This window comes from Erwinia piriflorinigrans CFBP 5888, assembly GCF_001050515.1.
GTDB classification, from domain to species: Bacteria; Pseudomonadota; Gammaproteobacteria; order Enterobacterales; family Enterobacteriaceae; genus Erwinia; species Erwinia piriflorinigrans.
This window is the reverse complement of sequence record NZ_CAHS01000006.1, coordinates 239574-259928: the sequence shown is the minus strand read 5'-3', so window position 1 is coordinate 259928 and position 20355 is coordinate 239574. Positions and strand designations below refer to the sequence as shown.

Annotated in this window: 20 protein-coding genes and 1 tRNA gene; 10 read left to right on the top strand and 11 right to left on the bottom strand. The window is 49.0% G+C overall.

Going from position 1 to position 20355, the window contains the following annotated elements; all coding sequences use genetic code 11:
* Nucleotides 1-25: 25 nt before the first annotated feature.
* The 6 genes from EPIR_RS03150 (at nucleotide 26) to EPIR_RS03125 (ending at nucleotide 6599) form a co-directional block, all read left to right on the top strand.
* The gene (locus EPIR_RS03150; RefSeq protein ID WP_240987337.1) at nucleotides 26-2479 is read left to right on the top strand and encodes a fimbria/pilus outer membrane usher protein; all 2454 of its coding nucleotides are present in this window, start codon (nucleotides 26-28) and stop codon (nucleotides 2477-2479) included.
* Between the two features lie 24 nt (nucleotides 2480-2503).
* A complete protein-coding gene (locus EPIR_RS03145) occupies nucleotides 2504-3823 on the top strand; it encodes a fimbrial protein (protein ID WP_023653851.1) in 1320 nt (439 codons plus the stop codon).
* A complete protein-coding gene (locus EPIR_RS03140; RefSeq protein WP_023653850.1) occupies nucleotides 3820-4560 on the top strand; it encodes a fimbrial biogenesis chaperone in 741 nt (246 codons plus the stop codon). The genes EPIR_RS03145 and EPIR_RS03140 overlap by 4 nt, the downstream gene beginning before the upstream one ends.
* A gap of 37 nt (nucleotides 4561-4597) precedes the next feature.
* Complete coding sequence (locus EPIR_RS03135; protein WP_084007830.1) at nucleotides 4598-5161, top strand: LuxR C-terminal-related transcriptional regulator; 564 nt, start codon at nucleotides 4598-4600, stop codon at nucleotides 5159-5161.
* Between the two features lie 193 nt (nucleotides 5162-5354).
* Nucleotides 5355-6203 carry a hypothetical protein gene (locus tag EPIR_RS03130; protein ID WP_023653848.1) on the top strand — a complete coding sequence of 283 codons (849 nt, stop codon included), beginning with the start codon at nucleotides 5355-5357 and terminating at the stop codon, nucleotides 6201-6203.
* A gap of 320 nt (nucleotides 6204-6523) precedes the next feature.
* Nucleotides 6524-6599, top strand: a tRNA-Phe gene (locus tag EPIR_RS03125).
* Nucleotides 6600-6876: 277 nt separating this feature from the next.
* Here EPIR_RS03125 and EPIR_RS03120 read toward each other — a convergent pair.
* A complete protein-coding gene (locus EPIR_RS03120) occupies nucleotides 6877-7836 on the bottom strand; it encodes a tyrosine-type recombinase/integrase (protein ID WP_023653847.1) in 960 nt (319 codons plus the stop codon).
* A gap of 33 nt (nucleotides 7837-7869) precedes the next feature.
* Complete coding sequence (locus EPIR_RS03115; protein ID WP_023653846.1) at nucleotides 7870-9432, bottom strand: TraI domain-containing protein; 1563 nt, start codon at nucleotides 9430-9432, stop codon at nucleotides 7870-7872.
* 207 nt (nucleotides 9433-9639) lie between these two features.
* Between EPIR_RS03115 and EPIR_RS03110 the strand changes: the two genes are divergently transcribed.
* Complete coding sequence (locus EPIR_RS03110; RefSeq protein WP_023653845.1) at nucleotides 9640-10182, top strand: hypothetical protein; 543 nt, start codon at nucleotides 9640-9642, stop codon at nucleotides 10180-10182.
* Between the two features lie 139 nt (nucleotides 10183-10321).
* Here EPIR_RS03110 and EPIR_RS03105 read toward each other — a convergent pair whose 3' ends face one another.
* The 8 genes from EPIR_RS03105 to EPIR_RS03070 form a co-directional block, all read right to left on the bottom strand.
* On the bottom strand, nucleotides 10322-11047 hold the full coding sequence (locus tag EPIR_RS03105; protein ID WP_023653844.1) for a DNA methyltransferase family protein: 726 nt from the start codon (nucleotides 11045-11047) through the stop codon (nucleotides 10322-10324).
* Nucleotides 11048-11146: 99 nt separating this feature from the next.
* Nucleotides 11147-12088, bottom strand: a complete 942-nt coding sequence (locus EPIR_RS03100) for a DUF1281 domain-containing protein (RefSeq protein WP_023653843.1) — start codon at nucleotides 12086-12088, stop codon at nucleotides 11147-11149.
* 96 nt (nucleotides 12089-12184) lie between these two features.
* Nucleotides 12185-13165, bottom strand: coding sequence for an ArdC family protein (locus EPIR_RS03095; protein WP_023653842.1), 981 nt, complete (start codon nucleotides 13163-13165; stop codon nucleotides 12185-12187).
* Between the two features lie 79 nt (nucleotides 13166-13244).
* Entirely contained in the window at nucleotides 13245-13853 is a 609-nt protein-coding gene (locus tag EPIR_RS03090; RefSeq protein WP_048696770.1) for a hypothetical protein, read from the bottom strand.
* Nucleotides 13854-13931: 78 nt separating this feature from the next.
* Nucleotides 13932-14240: a hypothetical protein gene (locus EPIR_RS03085; protein WP_012666833.1), complete on the bottom strand. Its 309-nt coding sequence runs from the start codon at nucleotides 14238-14240 to the stop codon at nucleotides 13932-13934.
* 91 nt (nucleotides 14241-14331) lie between these two features.
* Entirely contained in the window at nucleotides 14332-14718 is a 387-nt protein-coding gene (locus tag EPIR_RS03080) for a hypothetical protein (RefSeq protein WP_023653840.1), read from the bottom strand.
* Between the two features lie 135 nt (nucleotides 14719-14853).
* Entirely contained in the window at nucleotides 14854-15198 is a 345-nt protein-coding gene (locus tag EPIR_RS03075; protein ID WP_023653839.1) for a hypothetical protein, read from the bottom strand.
* 341 nt (nucleotides 15199-15539) lie between these two features.
* Nucleotides 15540-16424: an integrase domain-containing protein gene (locus EPIR_RS03070; protein WP_023653838.1), complete on the bottom strand. Its 885-nt coding sequence runs from the start codon at nucleotides 16422-16424 to the stop codon at nucleotides 15540-15542.
* 228 nt (nucleotides 16425-16652) lie between these two features.
* Here EPIR_RS03070 and EPIR_RS17985 point away from each other — a divergent pair, with 228 nt between their 5' ends.
* Nucleotides 16653-17039: a hypothetical protein gene (locus EPIR_RS17985; protein ID WP_072066000.1), complete on the top strand. Its 387-nt coding sequence runs from the start codon at nucleotides 16653-16655 to the stop codon at nucleotides 17037-17039.
* Between the two features lie 481 nt (nucleotides 17040-17520).
* Here the strand turns inward: EPIR_RS17985 and EPIR_RS03065 are convergent, their stop codons facing one another.
* The gene (locus tag EPIR_RS03065; RefSeq protein WP_023653837.1) at nucleotides 17521-18135 is read right to left on the bottom strand and encodes a hypothetical protein; all 615 of its coding nucleotides are present in this window, start codon (nucleotides 18133-18135) and stop codon (nucleotides 17521-17523) included.
* Between the two features lie 455 nt (nucleotides 18136-18590).
* Here EPIR_RS03065 and EPIR_RS03060 point away from each other — a divergent pair, with 455 nt between their 5' ends.
* Nucleotides 18591-18884, top strand: a complete 294-nt coding sequence (locus tag EPIR_RS03060) for a hypothetical protein (protein WP_023653836.1) — start codon at nucleotides 18591-18593, stop codon at nucleotides 18882-18884.
* A gap of 206 nt (nucleotides 18885-19090) precedes the next feature.
* Nucleotides 19091-20083 (top strand): hypothetical protein, encoded by a 993-nt coding sequence (locus EPIR_RS03055; protein ID WP_023653835.1) that lies wholly within the window; start codon nucleotides 19091-19093, stop codon nucleotides 20081-20083.
* Nucleotides 20084-20355: the final 272 nt, after the last annotated feature.

The following is a 20355-nucleotide window of genomic DNA, read 5'->3' as shown; positions in this document are numbered from 1 at the left end:
AACTTTTTCCGTATCGGCAGCTCAAATGGAACACAATGATGCAACCAACAATTTTTATTTTGATCCAGCTCTTTTCCAGGGTAAAAATCTCAGCGAGGCCACTTTTTCACGTCTGTCACAGTCCGGCTCAATTGAACCCGGAAACTATAAAACCGATATTTATACCAATGGGACGTTTATAGAGCGGGCTGATGTTCATTTCATTTTGCAACCGGATGACAAAGTCACGCCTTGTTTTGATATCCGCACGTTGCAACATGCGGGCATAAAATTTGATTCGTCACGGCTAACCGAGAAACAAAAAAGCACACAGTGCGTAGAATTAAAAGACGTTTCTAAGGGGGGTGTCAGTCGTTTTAATCGGCAACAGCTGCGGCTGGATTTGTCCATTCCACAAGGCGAAATGATCAACCTGCCACAGGGGTATGTCTCACCTGACAATCTCGATGCCGGGGCTTCTATTGGTTTTATCAATTATCTGACCAATTACTATCACGTCTCTTATTCCAACAACGATCTGAAAAACCAGGATTCAGCCTGGTTATCCCTTAATGGCGGCATCAACATGGGGGCATGGCAGTTCAGGCAACTTTCAAACCTCAATTGGAGTCAGCAGCAGGGAACGCGTTGGCAGAGAGTGCGCAGTTACGTACAGCGCCCTTTACCCGCGATGAGCAGCCAGCTTAGCGCAGGTGAACTTATCACGGCGGGCCGCTTCTTCTCCGGGTTAAATTATAACGGGATCAATATCTCAACGGAGGACCGGATACTGCCCGATTCAATGAGAGGCTATGCCCCGGTCGTGCGCGGAGTGGCAACAACGACATCTAAAGTCACCATCTCACAAAACGGTCAGCAAATTTATCAGACCACCGTGTCGCCTGGCTCTTTCGCCATTAATGACCTCTATCCTACCAGCTATAGCGGCGATCTGGAGGTTGAGATTACGGGCGCGGAAGGTAGAACCAGCCGCTTTAGCGTGCCCTTTTCCGCCGTGCCGGAGTCGATGCGGCCGGGCGTTTCACACTTTGATCTGGCGGTAGGTAAGACCAGAGACAACGGCGAAAAAAGCCCTTTTGGCGATCTGACCTGGCAGTACGGCCTTAGCAATAGCGTCACGATTAACAGCGGGTTACGCCTGGCAGAGGGATACACCTCTGCCGTTGTCGGTGGCGTATACGGCAGTTATCTCGGCGCTTTGGGTCTCGATCTTACCGCCTCACGGGCAAAATTACCCGGTAGCGATGAGGTGAATGGCTGGATGTCGCACATCTCTTATAGCAAAACGTTCCAGCCAACGAACACCACGCTCTCGCTGGCCAGCTTTCGTTATTCAACCTCCGGCTATCGCGATCTTAGCGATGTTCTTGGCCTGCGCGGATCGTTCAACAATGACAAAAGCTGGAGCTCTGCCAGTTATCAACAGCAGTCACGATACGATATTTCCATGAGTCAGGGCCTGGCAGAATACGGCAACCTTTTCATCTCAGGATCGTTACAGACATATCGTAATAGCAAAAATAAGGATACCCAGCTACAGCTGGGTTACAGCGACAGCCTTAATAACGGGATCTCTTATAACCTGTCGTTGGGAAAACAGTTTACCGACACGGGAAGCAGCAGTCGAAGAAGTTCAGAGACGATCACCTCGCTGTCATTATCCATTCCGCTGGCCTTCACCAACAATCGCGTGTCGTCAGTCAACAGCAGCTGGACGCACTCCTCAAGCTCCGGCGATCGGTATCAAAGCAGTGCTTCAGGCTCCATCGGCGATGACCAGGCGGTTAATTATAATGTAGGCGCACAGCACAGCCGGAATAATAGCCAGACAACGATCAACGGCGGATTACAAAAATCAACTAGCAAAGCAAACCTGGGCATTAACGCCTCTCGTGGGCAAAACTACTGGCAGGCATCCGCTATGGCTCAGGGCGCACTTGCTGTTCATGGAGGAGGCGTCACATTCGGCCCCTGGCTGGGGGACACATTCGCCCTTGTTGAAGCTAAAGGTGCCAGTGGTGCAACCATGTTCAACTCAAAACAATCGGTGATAAACGATGATGGATATACGTTGGTGCCCGCGCTAGTTCCCTATCGCTATAACATGCTTACGCTGAATCCTCAGGGAATGGCGGATGACGTTGAGCTAATGAATAACGAACGGCGAATCGCTCCGCTGCCTGGGGCAACGGTAAAAATAACGTTCAAAACGCGAACCGGTACGGCCCTGATTATCAAAGCAATACGGGAAGAGGGTCAATCGGTACCCCTGGGAGCCGATGTGATCGACAGCTCGGGCGCGCTGACGGGAATGGTTGCTCAAAATGGCCAACTCTACCTGCGAACGGATAAGAGAGATGACAACTTAATCGTGAAATGGGGCGAAAACAGCGATGAGCAATGCCATCTCCGCTATCACCTTTCATCAACGGATATCGCAAAAAAACTCAGCAGAAAAACGGCTCAATGCCGCCGCTAATACTCAATTTTTCGAGGTGACCCAATGAGAAAATTTTCTGTTATGTCTGTCGTCATCGCACTACTGATGCTTTCCGCCACCGTGCAGGCGACATGTACCCGCACCAGCGCTGGACAAGTAGGAGATACTGCAACCGCCATAATCCCTTTCGGGAAAATTAACCTCAGTGATAACTATTTGCAGCCGCCCGGTACTCTGCTAAGCAGTGTGGTCATACCGCCGACCAGCTACAACTACGCGGGTGCCAATGCGTCCAGCGTGCTGTTTGAATGCGATCGGGCCGATCTCAGCTCAATCTATTTTCTTGTTGCCACTAATGGTGACGATCGGGTGGGTGGATTCTACGATATAGGGGGACCAGATGGGCTGCAAGACGTCTATGCCACATGGTTCAGTTATACCGGCCTTAAGCTCACAATGGCCGGTAATACGGTCACGCGCTACTGGAAAAAAATTCCCATCGGCACTTACGCAACAACCAGCAATGGCAAGATACAAATCCGCCTACAGGATATTCCGCCGATGCAGGCCGAACTGTATAAAATCAGTTCACTACCCGCAAGCGCAGCAGCCTCTATGTTTTGCGGATCGGGAAACGGCGGTCTGGGTTTCGCCGGTTCCACGGGAACCAACTACACCTGCAATCAGCCTAATGCGTATATCCAGCTATCTGGTGAAAGCAACGTGTCGTTTTCATTCGGACGGGACAAACCTGGCGAAGATAGCGCTTACAGATTCAACTTTTGGTTCGCATCCAACGGGATTGGCTATGGCATGCGGGCGTCCAATTCACTGTTTCAAACGTCAAGCTGCGTAGCCCGTAACGTGACGCCGGTGGTGATACTGCCCGGTATTTCGGCAGCCAGACTGCAATCGGGAGAGAGTACAAGCGCTGATTTTTCCGTGCAGATTGAATGCAGCAATGCGGCAAGCTCGGGTGTTAACAGCATGCAAACGGCAATAGGATTCCAGGTCTCTTATGGGGCCTGGAGCGCAGCGCAGCGCCTCGGACTGGTCAATTCCAGCGGCGGCGTATCGTATCTGGTATCAGATAATTATTATGCCAGTGACATGGCTAAAGGCGTTGGGATTGCTCTGCGTAACAGCCAGGGGACGAATATGAATTTTGTCGGGCAGGCCGGCACGCTGTCGATGACAACCCCAGGCGGGAATGCCGCCGGTTGGTATCCCGTGCTGAACGGCAGCAATGCCATTGGCAACAATGCCACCGGGTACACAACTTACAATCAGTCTATGACCGCCAGACTGGTTAAACTGCCGGGCGCTGACGTCACGCCGGGTAAAGTCTATGCAACGGCCTACGTCGTGGTAAAAATGCAATGAAAATAAGAAAAACGATGGCGGTATTTTGCCTCATATTGGTGACCATTTTCGCTTGTGGCGAAGCATTTGCCGGAATACTTGCCGAGAAAACGCGGGTTATTTACGCGGAGAACAACCGTGAACGCTCACTTATGCTGGTTAATACCAACCCCTGGCCGGTGATTGTTCAAACATGGAGTGATGACGGCCGTGGTTCATCAGACTACCCGGACTCACCGTTTATTGTTACCCCTGCCATTTTCCGTCTGGAGCCAAAGCAGATGCAGGGGATCAGGATCACCTATAATGATAATCAGCTGCCTGGCGATCGCGAATCCGTATACTGGTTAAATATTTACGAAGTTCCACCGGTCGATAAACGTAATGAGCAGCATTCACATTTAACCATGACAATGAATACGCAGATAAAAATATTTTATCGCCCGGCAACGCTTGCGAAAATCGATGATATCGCGAGCAGGATGAGTTTTTCTGCCGGACAAGATCAGCATGGCAGCTTTATAGAGTGTCACAACCCAACACCCTACCATATTTCTTTTACTGACCTTTATTTGGTTTTAGCACAAAAAGAAATTAAAGCGCGCGGCGAGATGGACATGATGGCCTATCCCAAAAGCAGCAAGCGTTACTATTTAAGTGAACCCGCAGAGAAATTTACCGGGGGTATTGCAAAGTTTTACTATATAACGGATAGCGGCGCCATTGAATATAAAGAAACTGCAATGACACAACACTAATAATTATTAACACTCATCAAAAAATGAAGATTTAACTATGAGAACAACGTCGATAACCTGCCGGGAAGGGGTGAGCATCACAATAAAATCGGATGATTTCATTGTATCTGAAGGCATCTATGCATTATTAAGGAATATGAGATTCAATATTAAATACACGAAAAAGAAAGGTCATAAACTGCTGATTATCATCAATACCAGCAACTCAGTCTACCAGTCAGCCTATCATTACCTACAGGATGGTCATTATGACCGAGTCGTGATGCTATGTTCAGATCTTAAAGAAAGAATTTTTTGTGGCCTTAATGTCAGGCCAATAACCTTCATAAAGTTATCTACAGAACTTGCAGAAGCTTATGAAATATTGCATAACGTGTTTGCTACTCATCCCGAACAGTGCTCTATTAAGCCATTGACAATGGTCGAAAACAAAATCCTTCTACTTCTTATGGCTAAATACAGTACTACAATGATTTCTGATGAGCTGCACATCAATCATAAAACGGCTTACTGCCATCTGAAGAATATGAATCACAAACTGTTGGTGAAAGATAACGCTGAACTTAACATAAAGATGATCCTAATCAGCGGATCGGCATAAAACAGCAATTTCAACAAAGAGTTACCTCCGGGGATTTTTTACAAGAAACCTTACAATTTAATGTTAATGTAATTGTGCTTTTTACTTTTCGAGCCTCACCCTATACAACCACCTCTTATTTACAGGCCGGATGGAATTACATCCGGTTTTTTAACCTTTTTCCTACAAACAGGAAACACCATAAGGAAAGCATATGAATGAAAAAGCGTTAATCATTATGAAAATGGAAAAGCACATAGAAGCAATAAAATCTTTTAATGACAATAAGTTCGAAAAATCCATTTTCCTACACTACCATTCAATATCATACTCTTACAGTAAGAACAAACTTTTTTACAAAACGATATTTAAAAACCATCGCTTTGTATTATCTACCATTTTAGTCATTGAATTCTTCACTTCCTCCCCTCCCTTATTGGCAGAAGTTAAGAGAAAATTCATGTTATTAGAGATGTTAAGTGATAATACCGTTTCCAACTTTCTCACCTTTTTAAAAGTGAGTCGAAGAATAAAAACACGGACTCTGAATGACGATCATAGAAAACAATCCTTTGTCGTTACTGATAAAGGGTTGAATGAAACACTCAATCTTATTAAGACTATGGTTATCCCACTTGATTACCTAAGCCCGGAACTGTCACTTAAAACAAGAGTAGAGGAAAGTAACTCTCTTAATGATTTTTTCCATAATTATTCAGCAATTATAAACAACGGGTTATTTGATTTCGAATGCGCTGCCAATATTGATATATTCATATTGAAAGATGCGGGTCATATGATTTTACTGAATCTTTATTGTAACGTTGAAAAAAAACCTCATGGTAATATCGTTTCTGTTTCTCTCGCGGAGATTTCAGCCAAATGTGGTGTATCACGCTCACATATTAAGCGGATAATTACGGAAGCAGAATTAGCGGGGCTTTTACTTTTTTCCATGAAAAAAAAGGAAATTTTATTGCTCCCTCCATTTTTCAGGATGACGGAAGAATATATGGCTTATTACTTTTCCAAAGTGCTGATTGGCTTCGATGTCGAGCTGTGAAACTCACCATGCCGTTCAGAGCGAAGATGCGGGGAATCTGCATGCCCCACTACGGCACACAGGTTTGTTCCTGTATCCGTGAAAAGTGGGGAAAGTAACCTGCGGATCGATACCACCCTGCTGCACTAGAGCGGTTAACGTTTGTCGATCTCTTCCAGGGTTTTGTAGGACAGCACGAAGACAAGCGCCCGACTTTTGCACAGATAAAGCGCTATGACGTGCTGTATGGGTAGTATTTGGTGAAAAAGGGTGCAACCAGACGGCTTATGTCTATAAAGCCGTTGACGCCTGCGGTGCCATAAGGTTTAATGCGCCCCGTTGCCCGGATAGCTCAGTCGGTAGAGCAGGGGATTGAAAATCCCCGTGTCCTTGGTTCGATTCCGAGTCCGGGCACCATCTTCAGAGCCTGTTCGTTAAGAGATTAAACTCCTGACGGGCATGTAAAATGGTCCCCAACTTGATGATGGTACTTTGCTTACCACACCACAGTTAAACACGGGACTGAAAAGTCTGGAGGATGTTGTAGCATCCTCCGGGTTTTTCACATCCATTAAAAAAACTTTCATGAACGTATTTACCCTCTCCTCCTCTCAGTGTCAATATTTTGTAAAGCTTTCCTCTTCTTTTTTTCCATTTTTATAAACAAACGCTTAGATCCGACTTGAGATTTTCCTTAGGATGCATCGAGCTGTTCCAGCACGAACCTCACCTTTTCAATATCACTCTCGACATATTGCAGCGTAACGGCTGGTGTGGAGTGCCCTAACAGATCCTGCGCCATCTTGAGGTTCCGGTCGGGTAAGCTCATCAGGTTCGTGGCAATCGTGTGTCTGAAACGATGCGGGCTTACCACAAATCCGCACTCATTAGAAAGACGCCTGAAAAAGGCGCGTAAAGGCGGATGATCCATATTCTCGCTGGTTTCTTTCCTGCGTCCGTCAAAGCGTGAGATATTAAATAGCTGGTCGGCCATCTTTGCCCCCCGCCCGACTGACTGGTCATAAAGCCTTTCCAGTCGTGGTCGCAGGTGTGTTGTGATGGGCACACGGTGCTCACGATGGTTTTTTGCCCCTTCCGGGCGAAGGCTGATCCAGTTGTGTTCGAAATTAACGTCACAGAGGCGTATATGCAGCAACTGATTCTGCCTCATCCCGGTCCGGCGTAATATGTCCACAACCGTCATCCAGAACCAGGCTGGCCTTAGCGCATTCTTACATGCGCCAACCCTACCCGTCCGCTCTTCAGCCTCTCGTGCCTCCATAAGCAGGTATATTTTTTTAATCTGTGCATCGTTGAGAGTTTTCTTGCGTTTGACATCTGGCCGGACAACGGTGCCATTAAACGGATTTTCCCTTTGAGAGATGTGCCCCTGCGTAATAGCATGGTTAAAAATGGCGCGCATATGCGTCAGCTTATTATTCCATGTGATTTTAGTGAGTCCGTCTTCAATAATGACCTTGCGTCGCCAATGCAGAACCAGTTTTTTATCTACTTCTTCAGGCGCTACTTCATTACCTGCAAAGCTGATGAAAGACTTAACCACTTTTCTGTAGCTCCACTCTGTCGCAGGGCGCAGAGACTTACTGAAAAAATAGTCAATCAATACATCATCAAACGTCATCACATCAGCCATAAATCCCTCGTTTTTTCACTAATGCTTTACGCATTAACTTCTTGGTGAAAGCCATATACTGTCCGGCGGACAACTCCCTTTCCTGAAAATAAGATTAGTCTCAATCATGTAACCTGACACTTTTATAAAGCGTCCGCTTTTATCCGGCTCGTCGTATTTATGGTAATGATAAAGCCCCTTTCCATTTCGTGAATGATGGACAGAGAGCGCTTCAAAACTTTTCTGTAGCTGATTTTTATCCTGAATATCATCACCTGCCGATGACAGGTACTTATAAAAAATGTCCGGTGAGGCGACAAAAATAAACCTGGCCAGAATGTGCAGCACGCTGTCACTTTCGTTAACGGAAAGCGTGCCGTCGGTGACGGATTGCCTGAGCCACTGCAGAAATCTCTCGCCGTCCGTTATTTCCGTCTTACCACTCTCCTGCCGACTGACTTCGCTGATGCTCTCTTCCCCTGCCGGCGCTGACTCCGGCAGCATCGGTGCCTCATCAGCTGACGGAAGGGGCCGCCCCTCTGCCATCAGATCCAGCATGGACATCAGGTTTTCGCCGGGCACCTGCTGCTGCCGATCGTCACTTTCGTTATCTGCTGGAATGCTCTCTTCGCTGCCCAGCGCTGACAACAGCGCAGTATCGGAAACAAGGCTGTTAACCACCTGGGGATGCACCTTGTTTTCCGCAGACTGAGTATATGGCTGGGGAGTTGTAACAATATGATTTTCAACGGGCAAAGCACTGCTGACACTGGACAATGGCAAGGCTTCGTTTTTATATAGTTTCGGGGGGGTATGGCCTGTTTCCGGAACGTTCATGACCGGACTGACTCCAGCCGGAGGCGGTACATCGGTAACCGTGCCTCCGGTAAAACCGCAGCTGTTGCGTGCGTCGCTGACGATACTGTTCAGCAGGGCAGATCCCGCCCTGCTTCCGGTAAGGAAACCGAGCAGGCTGTCAAAGATAGCAGGCCACCTCTGCAACCAAATCAGCCCCTCTGCGGGCAGCAGGCGGATGGCCATATACATGGCGCTCATTCCTCCGGCCGGAGACGCTTTCGGGCGCACCCGCCACTGGTCTGCGGGTACGTTAAGCCCCGGATACCAAGGTCGCCCGCCTTTCGTTGCCCCTTCCATCTGCGTGAGCCATTCAAGGTGATGAAACAGCCCGGCCCAGTACAGGGCGCAGGCCCAGCCAGCCCCCTGCTCCGCCTGTTCCTCCGGCGTGGCACCCGGCGGCAGCATCATGCCGCGCACCAGTCTCACTGCCCGCGTCGCCACGTTCAGGCTCAGGTCAGTAAACCCGCCGGGGCCGGAAAACGGCCCGTTCCAGGCCGCCGGGCACTCCTGTACGCGGGCAGCCATCTCCTCCAGCGGTCGCAGCCACCAAGCTTCCGTGACCGGCATTGACAGCGGACTGTTCTCCGTCAGCACGCGGATAAGACGACGGCGTTCATCCGTCTGTAGCAGCACAGCGCCGGTTTTTAACGGTTGAAAGCCTGCCGAATCAGCGGCATTGCGTCCGTGCTGCTCTGGCTCGGCCAGGCATCCCGCACCCGCCTTTACGTTCCTGCCGGTTAACCATTTCAATCCGCGCATCGTTGCCCCGTCATTATTCGGCTCCTGAAAATGACGCTACGCTAAAAGACCCCAGCGCAATGACAATGGAAAACCCGGAATGCCCGGCGCTACAAATCCCGCTTGCTTAAATTCCACAACCCGGCTTCACAGTTTCCGGCTGCTTCCCGACATTCAGGATGTTCTCTTTACTGCCTCAGTCTGAGTAGACTTTTCAGGGGATTGACTATGCAGCAGGCCATCATCGTGGCGTTTTTTATTATCTGGCTGGGTATTTCGGCAGGTGTCAGCATCCTGTATACGGCAGGCACCGGCTGGCTGCTGTTGGTATGGCCGCTGATATTCAGCATGCCGTTTCTGCTGCGGCCGTTGGGTTGGCTTGAGCGACAGTTTCGTCCAAACCTCAGTCTGATAAGCCGTCGTAAAGGGCGTGATTACGTCCATCTTTCGCCCTGGCAACCCACGGTGAGACTTTCAGCACAACAGATCCGGGCGTTCTGGTCCAGCGTGAATCAGTCAACCTGCGAGGCACTGCAAAAAAACCGCACCGTTATCGTCTCATCCCACCTGCTGACGACGAACCGGGCCACTCGCCTTAAAGCGCATCTGGCAGAGTCCGGCCAGCACTTCCGCTGTCGGGCGTTCTCTGTCTCCTTTACGCCAGCGGCAAGAGCCGTGATGCAGCTGGAGGTCCTGTTCCGCCAGTGGCGCTGGCGTAGTCCTGCGCGCAAGGTATGGCCGGTGATGGTGATACGGAAGAAATCCTCATGAACGGGAAGCAGCACCTGACTAATCCACTGTTATCAAAAGTAAAATAGCCGCGCCTCCGTCACCTGCTGAAGGTGAATACCACAAAAAAAAACAGGCCGGTTTCCCGACCTGTCTGATGTAGTGATAATTGAAGCCGCTGCTACACAGCAACAGCGCTGTCCTGATTTATCCCGGATCGTAAGCGATACGACCAGTTCCCCCAGTAGTGCATCGGCGTATACAGCACTCGCCGGCGCTCATCACTGAGTGCATTCCCGATGACCACTTCTCCAGCCACGCCGCACAGCGAGAGCTGGATATAAGCCATCCCCGCCGCCAGCGGATCGATATCGGTAGCCGATACCCACATCCTCCGGTGTGGTGGAAAGCCCGCCTCGCGCAGAACGCTGGCGAATGCCAGCGTTATACAGCCTGCGCCGCAGGCCGGTTCTGACAGGGTGATAAAGGGTTTATCCCTGAACTGCTCCTCCACGTTGCCGAGTTGCAGTTGAGCCATCATCAGCCCCACGCTCCACGGAGTAAAAAACTGTCCACGGTACTTGTCGCCCAGCTCCAGCCGCATAAAAACGCGCCCGAGAAAATCTCCGGGTGACTCTTCGAGGCCGCTGACAACGTGCGCCAGCAGTTGTGCCATATTGGTGACATCCGGTTTCTGGTATTTGCTCACGATGCGCATATATTTTTGCTCGCGCCTGTCGCAGAACTGCAAACCGTTTTGCAGCGCGATAACGCTACAGCTGATGAAATCCTCAAAAACCTGATGCCGGTGATGATAACGGGCAGTCTGGTCAAAGAGGGAGATAAAGGCATTCTCATGGTTGATGGCTTTTTTCACAGGCATTTCCGGTAAAAAGGAAAACACCATCCACAGAGGAAACGGTGTCTCCCCTGTGGGTGAAAAAAACGGCCACGGCTTACACGGTGGCCGATATGGTTAACCGGACGAACCGGCAGTGAGTGAGCTCTATGCGCGGACGCTGCCGTAATGCGCAGCGCCAGTGCCAGAGGCCTCGGGTGACAGCAGATATATCCGTGCGCCCTCACCGCTGGCCACGGCATCCCGTACGTCTGCCGGGTAAGGCCCGCTGTCGACGTGGTCTCCACGATCAAAGCAGTTATATCCCGACTGTCCCGTATCCGGAGAGATCCAGTAGTGGCGGATTTCGCAGTCAAACAGCGACGACATTTGCCCCATCACCTCACCTGATGGTGGATACCAGGGCGATGACAGCGTCAGCGCCAGCGAGTTGATATCATCACGGCTCCAGCGTGCCTGATGCCCCGCCGGGAACTCCATGCCGAACAGCTGCATATAGAGCTCTGACGTGGTGTTGAGTCCGCTGAACAGGCCACTGGTGCCGTTCAGCTCCGTTGCCAGGCGTGACGGCATCACCATCAGCATGTCGCAGGGACAGGTTGTCTCCGGCATGATACTGAGAGAATCCCAGCGCTCCTGCGGGTCGAACTGCCCTGCGCCGCTGGCGACGCCGAACCAGTCGGCGTAATGAACCGCCATCAGCTGCGATATTATCTGCCGCGACGCAAAGGGAATATTCTCCCACTTCAGCCCGTCGATACCGGACTGCAGCCAGATTTTCTCCATGCGGGAAAGCGTCGCACCGTCAAGCCAGGCGTCCTTCTCCAGCAGTTCGAGGAAGTGCTGGAACGCGTGGTTAGCAGACGTCTGCGCGCCCAACCCTGACGCGGTGAGCACCGGGTAAGCCGGATACGTGGTGGCTTTTACCGGTTTAAGTATCCCGGCACAGCCGGCCAGAAACAGCTTTATGGCCTGGCGGATGGCGTGGCGGTAACGCGGGGTTTCCGTGCCGGCGATCCACGACTGCATCACATCAATGCAGACAGACTTACCGGTGATGTCCAGACGGTTATGGCACCATGAAAACATAGTTGTACTCCTCTTTACGGTTGAAACGAAAAGAGGGCATCTCCCTGAGGAAGATACCCTCAGGGGGATGATGACGACCGCAGTCGTCGGGTTAAGTTAAGCCGCCTGCACCGACTGACAGTTCAGCGGCTGTAGCAGATATTCCGATGCTTCCCGGGCGAACCGGCAGGCGCGGAAAAACGCTTTTTTGTCTTCACGCAGCGCCTTCAGCCAGCTGGCGAGATAGCTTTCGTGCTGTACCTCGCCGATGACGCCAAGCTCAGCGCAGAGGAACGCGCTGCCGGTTTCGGCAATCAGTTCTTCAAAGGCATAAACCGGGTCACCGAATTTTCTGGACGACGAGGTAATACCCACACGGTTCAGGCGTTTGCCGTGACCGCTGGCGTGCACCAGCTCGTGTAGCAGCGTGGAGCAGTAGTCCGCCTCTGATGCAAACTGCGCAACGGTTGGCATGACAATGCGGTCGGACAGCGGCTGATAGTACGCCCGGTTCTGCCGGTAGTGAGCGCAGCTGACGCCGGTGGCGTTAACGATGCTCTGCACCCGTTGCAGTCGCTCTGCACTGAGCACCGCGCCGTTCTCTGGCGCTTCGTCCCTCAAACCGCCCCGTATCGTATCCGGCAGGCCGTCACACTGGGCAACGTTGAACAGTTGCAGCGGGCGCAGCATCGCCAGCTGTTCCATTACCGGTTCACCGTCCCGGAACAGCAGGTTGTCACTGTTGTCCCGCGCCTGTTTTTCAAACGGTTTGTAGATGATGGCCAGCGCGCTGCGCTCGCCCTTTCTGACCTGACCACCGGCGGTCTTCGCCTGCTGGTAAGTCAGCCAGCGGTCGGAGGTATAGCCATGCTCTTCGGCAGCCATCCACAGCAGCGGAATATTGACACCGCTGTAGTGGCGGCCGGTGGTGGCATTCACCGGCAGCGCGCTGCCGTGCACGTTCTGTGCAGAACGCCACGGCCGTCGCCAGGGGGGCACGCCGTTTTCCAGTGCCAGAATGATTTTATCGGTGACCTGCTGATACAGGTCAGTTCGTTGAGTGGACGAAGCCTTGCGGCCGCGTGGGGTTTTCTTCATGGGGATGCAACCTCTGAGTATCGGGCGCATCCGTCCCGGTGGCGGACGATGCGCCACCGGTGAGTGGGTAAATCAGTTATCAGGCATACCGTACGAAGCCGTCCGACATCACCTGGCGGATGTGGTCGCGTACGCTGCGCACCGCGCTGTCAAACATCTCGCGATCGGCAGGTTTGGCGCGCCTTGAATCAAGCCGGATAACCTGATCCAGCACAGACAGCGCCTGCGATCGCCAACTGAGTCGTTCGGAGTTACTCACGCAGGCGTGGAAGTGCCTGAGGGACTGGTCGTGAAGCCACTGAACCTGGTTGCGGAACTCGCCAACCGGTACGTACACCTTTTGCGGCGGACGCGTCTCTTTCTTAACCGTCATACCGGTCGAAGGGTTATTGACCGGGAGCATTAACAGGTCATGGTGATCATTCAGCACCGCGTCAAACGAGCTCTGCGCCATAAAGGTCTGAAACGAATACTCCTTTTCAGCAATCAGGGCATCGGCGTTCTCTGACCAGTTGTTATCGGTTGAAGGATTGCAGCCCACGGCCCAGGCTTTAAGCCATTCACCGGGATTTTTGTCATCCGGAACACGGATGTAGATGCCCGCATTTTTCTCAAGTATCAGAGGGCGTTGCATCCCTCCCCGTTGAGATAAAACCGGACGAAGTTGAGTTGAGGTAAAGCGGATCATCATGCCTCCTGACATAAGGAGGAGACCTCCCCGGAAGGGAAAGTCCCCCCGGGAAGTGAGTTAATTTATCAAGAACATTCAGTCAAAGCGGTAGCGCAGTTCGGCCATCTGCCGGGCCATCCTTCGTCCCGCGCGTAAAGCCTTACGTGCGGAGGAGAACTGGCCAGCGCTGGCATGCGGCTGATAGCGCCAGTCGCGCGAGCTGTACCCGGTACGACGGGATATCACGGCGTTAAAACCACTCCCTTGCGGAATAATCTCCGGGCGGAAACTGCTGTGGCCGCTGCGGTTGGTAAACCATTCAGACTGCTGCGGATCCAGTGCCAAAGAAAGGCGGTTGAGTCCGGCCATTGCATGGGCGATCAGTGAAAGAAGTATACTTCTCATGGATTTCTCCTTTGGTTAAAAAGCGGAGAAATCCTCACCGCAGCTGCAGGGAGGTTTTCCCCGCGCGGGTTGAAAAGCGTTTGTGTGTATGTCAATCGACCATCTGGGCAAAATGGGCATTACTGATGCCGTCCCTGAATCCGTAGTTCCAGACGCATTCATCAAGGCTGAGACCAATAAGTATCACCTCAGCAACGTAACGCTGAAAAAGATATTCCGGTATCAGCTTCAGTTCACAGGCCTCGCCCAACAGCTCGGCAATATGAATAACCTCCCAGACGCGATCCGGACAACCATCCTGATCGATATGGTCAGGAATACCGCAGTTGTTCAGGGCGCGGATGGTTAGCAGCGCGCTCTCCATGACGGAAATCATCATGATGAAGTCAACGCAGGAACGGGTGCTCTCGCCAAGGCGGGCAACCGTTATATCGTAAATGGACATACAGGCCGAAGCAGAAGAAGTAGAAACAGACATGGCAGGCTCCTCAATATGGAAACGGAACCCTGCCCGACGGGAGCAAAGTCCCGGTGTGGGTAAAACAAATGTTGTAATGAATTTTTCGGCGCAAACTCAGCCACCGAAAGAAGGATCGGACGTCACGATCTGCGACTACCTCGCCTGGTTACAGCCTTCCTGCCACTGCGTGGCATCAAGGCGTAAACCGCTATTGGCCAGTGACATGAGCAATGCCCGGGGCCAGCGTTTCATCATGCCGTGATACTGGCGATCTGCGAAGAAGTAAGCCGCGTGGTAAACGCTGAATTCAGCCAGCATCTTATGCTCAGGCCGGGTGTAGGTTGCAGCGCGTTCAAGTTCATCAGCGATCAGACATAACGCTTCTGCGTCACTTCTGAAACAACACAGCCACCCTGAAAAACGTGTTTCAGGTGCAATACGACGGACGGCGCGTTCAGTAAATACGGCTACAGAATGAAGAGTATTGAGTAAAAACATGGTGGTATCTCCGTGAGTAAGGGAAACAACCACCCATGACGGGAAGCGTTGTCCCGTGGGAATGTAGATAAATCAGGAAGCAGGTTGACTGGACCTTAACCGCAAGGGTCCCTGTTCTCAAAGGTTAAACAGGCTGAACCGCTCTAAAGCGCCATCTCTCAGGTTATGATGGCATTGGCATGTGATTACCCGAAGGCGTTCCTCTCAAATCACCGGAACATTGGCAGTTGTCATGATGACAACGGTTAGCAAAATTATCGTACTTCAGGTTTTACGTTACATCAAGCCCCGACGAAAAAAATTAATCAATAATAATGGCCCGTGGGACAGATATTTTAACACTAATTTTTGGTCTTATTATAAACGCGCGCGACATAATGCCCTCTTCCGTCGCCATGACCTAAATCCATAGATGCCAGCGCCTGCGCTTCTTTAAGACTGAACCCTTTATTAAGGTGAAATGCGGTCACATCCTGCGTATAGGCATAGCGCATGCTGTGCGGTGCAAATTCGCCCACCAGACCGGCATCGCGTGCGATATTTCTGTATCGCTCAATGGCGAGATGTAATGACGACTTATTCATTAAGCGGCCGTTATTTTCTTCAGCATATTGTATAGCCTGCCTGATTGCCTGAATGGTTTCTTCTCTCTTTATGATGGTCGTATCTCTTGCACGACCACCTTTCGTACCAAAAACGATACGAACTTTCCCCTCGTTATTGTCGAGGTTCTTTTGCCATGTTCGCAGTGACTTTACAGACTGCACCGCTTCTTCCGTTCTCAACCCTAAAAGACGGGATAATCTTATGGCACAAGCAACGCCTTTATCTTTTTCCTCTGCTGAAGAAAGAACCTGGCGGTAATAATCATCCGTAATAGCAACTTTTGTCCCGTCACGGCTTGTACCTGAAATATTAAGCGCTTCATTGCTCAGTTTTTCATGTGAGGGATCTGCCATAAAGGTTTTTCCGGCAACGCGCAGTAAAGCACGGATGGCGGCCATCTCATTTTGTAGCGTTCGTTTAGAGATATTCTCAGTAAGCCGACTGCGAATATATAATTCAACGTGGCCGGTTTTGATATTTTTCACGTCCCTTATCTGAATATTAAGCTTTAGCAACCGTTCAGCAAAACGGTCAGCTATTTTCATGCGATCGGAGACGGTTTTAAAACTTCCGCCGGCCTGCCTTGCCAGCGTCATCAAATTTTTATTCAGTTTTGCCACAATTACCCTCCACTCAAACAGGTGACAGCGCTTTTCCGTCTGCGTGAACGGAAAAGCGCTGTCACCGGCTGCGAATTAACAACAGACGATGAAATTTCACCCCGACGGCACGGTTGATTTTGCGCTTCCTGCGTCACGGCAGACATCTGTGCATCGGGGCGGCGAAATGTTGAGTTATTGCGAGGCTCCCCAGGTCTCTGACCTGTTCGCGGCTTGCGCCGGGCTGAAATGAATCAGACTGCCTCCACACACCAGCAAGCTGGTGTCGCCATCGATGTCGTGCCGATTTTCTCCTTAGATAGTGAGGTTCTGAGCCGTTATGACGGACAGAACACCAAGTTGATAAACAAACGAATATGTTTGGGAAGACGTCTTTGTGGTGGTTTAAACCCTTCAGTACGTGTTGGTCAGTTGGTAAAACTGTCGTTGAAGCGGCAGTGCGTAAGCTCTGCCAGTTATGCGCTGCGCGCGTCACTTGGTACTCGTTTCACTCGTACACAAGTGACGCCGCGCTCCTCTGCTCTCAATGCCGTCGTGGAAGATGCCCAAATGTGCCAAATGGTCATACCCACGCCGCAAAGTTCGCAACCGGCCTTCAGCGTCAAATCAAAGTGAAAAGTAAAACGGAGACGGGCGAAACCCGTAATCAGTGGCAGGCCAGTAGCTGGCTGAAACAGTGGAAAGGACCTTAATCGCTGTACGATCTTCGTTTTCAAAGGTTAAACGAAGTTACCGCCCGAAAGCGCCGTCTCTCAGGTTATGGCGGCATTGGCATGTGATTACCCGAAGGCGTTCCTCTCAAATCACCGGAACATTGGCATGTTGCTTAGTGCAACGTTACAACAGGGCGATATTAGATCGGATCGTGTTTTTTTTCAACAAATCTTATATTTTTGAAAGAAACTGGCGCTACATAAGGCTTCAAGGTGAATGTTTTTAGAAAATCATAACTAATAAGAGTATGCTTAATTTTTGACGGGAGCGTTATCTTTAACAGAATTAAATTAACGCAAATAACTTAAAATCCCGAGGCAATGACATCATCAATGCCTCATTGATACATTACTTATGGGCTCACGACCCAACTAAATTAGGTCTATGAGATCTTGATAAGCCCTGATTTAAATGCATAGTCATCGCCAATAACTTGAGGGTAATAACTCAAACCTGTACCTACCGGATTATTACCATCACCAGCGACTACATTACCAAAATCTTTTGAGGATGTTAATTTATCATTGTAATCTGATGGGCTAAGATTTTGTTCTTTTAGCAGAGCTACCAGACGGGTAGTGCAGATCGTGAAATCCACTACTTCCATTGATGGTAAAGTTAACCACGCATGTATATTAACCATACCCGATACATTATTTTTCAACTTGTTCCTGTAGAAATCGAGGTCTTGTTTATAATAGTGACTTTCATCAATCTTTATATAACCAAAAGTTAGTGCGCACTCTTTCCCTATAACATCGGAAAAAATGGGCCGCAAATGAAAACTGGCCCTCACACACTGCGCAAGGAATCCATCAAGAGTAGGAAACCCATATTTTTTTGTGTAACGACCAATAACTTCATTAATTACCTTAGTTCTATTCTCTTCGATTCCCAGAAAATAATTATCGCTTACCACCATATCAAGACAGTCGCACCCTAATTCTTTAGTAAAAGAAGCGGCACGAAAAAAATCATCAGCATAACGACCTTGCATTTACAAACCTCCATTTCAAGATAAATAATCTAAAGCAGCGAAAATATAATTTAAAAAAATCAACCAACAACAATCAAACTTACTAACAATAAGTTTTAATACCTGACATCATAGTATACCTTCAATAATTTTTGACCATTACAAAATTTGCTGATACTCCGCAGAATTAAAGTTGCTACTGCTTAAAAAAACAAGGTGACAAGCCATGAAAAGAAGCTCTCCATCCTGCCGGACTAGTAAGTATAGTAACCTGGCTGAATTATCACTAGATTATTATGTTCTTAGATAATATATCCAGAGGGTTACAGCCCTTAATCGTTCAAAAATTTGCCAGTACCAGTGAAATTTAGTAACCTGGTGACACAAAACATGGGGTAGAAAGTCTGCCAGCCACACCCAGCCAACGGGGCATTGATGACGAGTTTTTGCAATCAATGATTTAAGGAGATTTTACTATGATCGAAGATGGATTTAAAACGGATGACCTGAGCAGTACTCTTGCCCGATTCGCCAGTAAACGCCGCAACATTACCCAAGATGAATCCAAGCTGGAGCGTAAGATTCAGGAACCCGTTACATTACCCAGCGCCACCCACGATTGTGGTGCGGTTATTCTCACTGGCTTGGCGTCCATTCTGACTCCTAAGCAGCGGGAACGTAACGAAGAAAATGAGGAGTGGAGAAAACGTTGGGAAGCAGAAAGAGAACAGTGGGTGGAGCAAGACAGGGAATGGCAAAACAATAGATGAACTGCATGAATTTATCTGTATTAGCCCAGACTTGACCTGACAGTATTCCAGGGCAACACGCAATTAAATCGGACAGTCTGGTGTGAGCGAGAAGCGGACGTTGTAACCCTATCACCAATACATGCTTATACGATTGCTAAATCTGCCAAAAAAGTACAGTTTAGGGTGACAAAACCCAACTTTTACTTAGCTTATGAAGATAACTTATGACAACTCACGACAGAAAAGCATGTAGCGCCTACCTTACTCTTGTTGCACCGCCAGTTTCAAATACAATGGCAGCTAATATTAATAATGACGATAAGGAAATTATAAGAATCCTGGGTCAAAGTCATTTTTATATGATCTGCGGAAGACCGAAAGCTAGCTTTGGTAATGTTGGTTTATCAGTTAATAGTGCAATCAAGATTGAAATAACACTAGACTCTGGCCTTTTGTCTAATGGGCTAATTCACATTCAAAAAATGCATTTCTTCCGTACCACATCAGCTAACACGAGCTTCGACCTTAAACTTAAATGTAATAATGACTATTTGCGGATATTTCTTGAAGATGAACTGGTATTTGCTACTACACCGGACGAACTGCTCATGAGGCGAGGGAGAAATGAAAATTTAGTCAGTGGTTTCGATAACTTTCTTGAAATGATGACTTTTGACTTGCTTTACGTAGGAATCGCTAAGAAAAATCAAGATAGTTATAGTAGATTAATTGCTAAAGGCCATACTGCGCGTATGAATATTTTGGCCGCAGAAGAGCAGCGATCGCCCGGCGCTAGGGTCAGTGATGAAACTTACCTACTTTTTTTTGAAATAGAACCGCTTACCATAACTGTCTTTGGCGCAGGAGACGATTTTGATGATGAAGATTTTAATTTTACAATTGATTATCATAGAATAATAGCTGACGCAGAAAAAGCCGTTATCAGCACATTTAAACCCAAATATAATAAGCAACTCTATGTTAATTATCCTAAGGGAGTCGATGGGTTATATGGACAGGGGTATGACGGATACTCATACGCAATCGCAGAAGGGGTTGCTTTTAATACGACTTATGGAACAATTAAGGGAGCCAGAGACTCTCAAGACTTACTCCCATCAAATGATGCTGACTTTATATCCATTAACGGAAATGAGGTGGTTCTTAATATCTCTGGAGTGGATTTTAATATTCCTTTAGATGATAGTGCGTTGTAAATCAAAAATATTCTGCTTTAAAATGGATTGTACATGCCTACCTCAAGCGTTCACTTAGCACATGGTTGCCAAAAGCGAATGTCAGGTGTGTTATTAGTAGAATCGGATGTATTAGTCCAACCTGTTGTTCGTTATGCTTTTTTCATAAAATTTTAATGGCTATCTTAATGATACTGTTTGATAAAGTGAGATTTCGACCGTGCCTTATAAACTAAATAAACTACTTAGCAGAATATTCTTTAAATTGATTTTGCTTTGTTTGGCCCTGACAT

Bases quoted from the DNA above. Each gene is read 5' to 3' on its own strand.
- EPIR_RS03150 (WP_240987337.1), top strand. From the start codon at position 26: ATGGAACACAATGATGCAACCAACAATTTTTATTTTGATCCAGCTCTT.
- EPIR_RS03145 (WP_023653851.1), top strand. From the start codon at position 2,504: ATGAGAAAATTTTCTGTTATGTCTGTCGTCATCGCACTACTGATGCTT.
- EPIR_RS03140 (WP_023653850.1), top strand. From the start codon at position 3,820: ATGAAAATAAGAAAAACGATGGCGGTATTTTGCCTCATATTGGTGACC.
- EPIR_RS03135 (WP_084007830.1), top strand. From the start codon at position 4,598: ATGAGAACAACGTCGATAACCTGCCGGGAAGGGGTGAGCATCACAATA.
- EPIR_RS03130 (WP_023653848.1), top strand. From the start codon at position 5,355: ATGAATGAAAAAGCGTTAATCATTATGAAAATGGAAAAGCACATAGAA.
- EPIR_RS03120 (WP_023653847.1), bottom strand. From the start codon at position 7,836: ATGGCTGATGTGATGACGTTTGATGATGTATTGATTGACTATTTTTTC.
- EPIR_RS03115 (WP_023653846.1), bottom strand. From the start codon at position 9,432: ATGCGCGGATTGAAATGGTTAACCGGCAGGAACGTAAAGGCGGGTGCG.
- EPIR_RS03110 (WP_023653845.1), top strand. From the start codon at position 9,640: ATGCAGCAGGCCATCATCGTGGCGTTTTTTATTATCTGGCTGGGTATT.
- EPIR_RS03105 (WP_023653844.1), bottom strand. From the start codon at position 11,047: ATGGTGTTTTCCTTTTTACCGGAAATGCCTGTGAAAAAAGCCATCAAC.
- EPIR_RS03100 (WP_023653843.1), bottom strand. From the start codon at position 12,088: ATGTTTTCATGGTGCCATAACCGTCTGGACATCACCGGTAAGTCTGTC.
- EPIR_RS03095 (WP_023653842.1), bottom strand. From the start codon at position 13,165: ATGAAGAAAACCCCACGCGGCCGCAAGGCTTCGTCCACTCAACGAACT.
- EPIR_RS03090 (WP_048696770.1), bottom strand. From the start codon at position 13,853: ATGATCCGCTTTACCTCAACTCAACTTCGTCCGGTTTTATCTCAACGG.
- EPIR_RS03085 (WP_012666833.1), bottom strand. From the start codon at position 14,240: ATGAGAAGTATACTTCTTTCACTGATCGCCCATGCAATGGCCGGACTC.
- EPIR_RS03080 (WP_023653840.1), bottom strand. From the start codon at position 14,718: ATGTCTGTTTCTACTTCTTCTGCTTCGGCCTGTATGTCCATTTACGAT.
- EPIR_RS03075 (WP_023653839.1), bottom strand. From the start codon at position 15,198: ATGTTTTTACTCAATACTCTTCATTCTGTAGCCGTATTTACTGAACGC.
- EPIR_RS17985 (WP_072066000.1), top strand. From the start codon at position 16,653: ATGAATCAGACTGCCTCCACACACCAGCAAGCTGGTGTCGCCATCGAT.
- EPIR_RS03065 (WP_023653837.1), bottom strand. From the start codon at position 18,135: ATGCAAGGTCGTTATGCTGATGATTTTTTTCGTGCCGCTTCTTTTACT.
- EPIR_RS03060 (WP_023653836.1), top strand. From the start codon at position 18,591: ATGATCGAAGATGGATTTAAAACGGATGACCTGAGCAGTACTCTTGCC.
- EPIR_RS03055 (WP_023653835.1), top strand. From the start codon at position 19,091: ATGACAACTCACGACAGAAAAGCATGTAGCGCCTACCTTACTCTTGTT.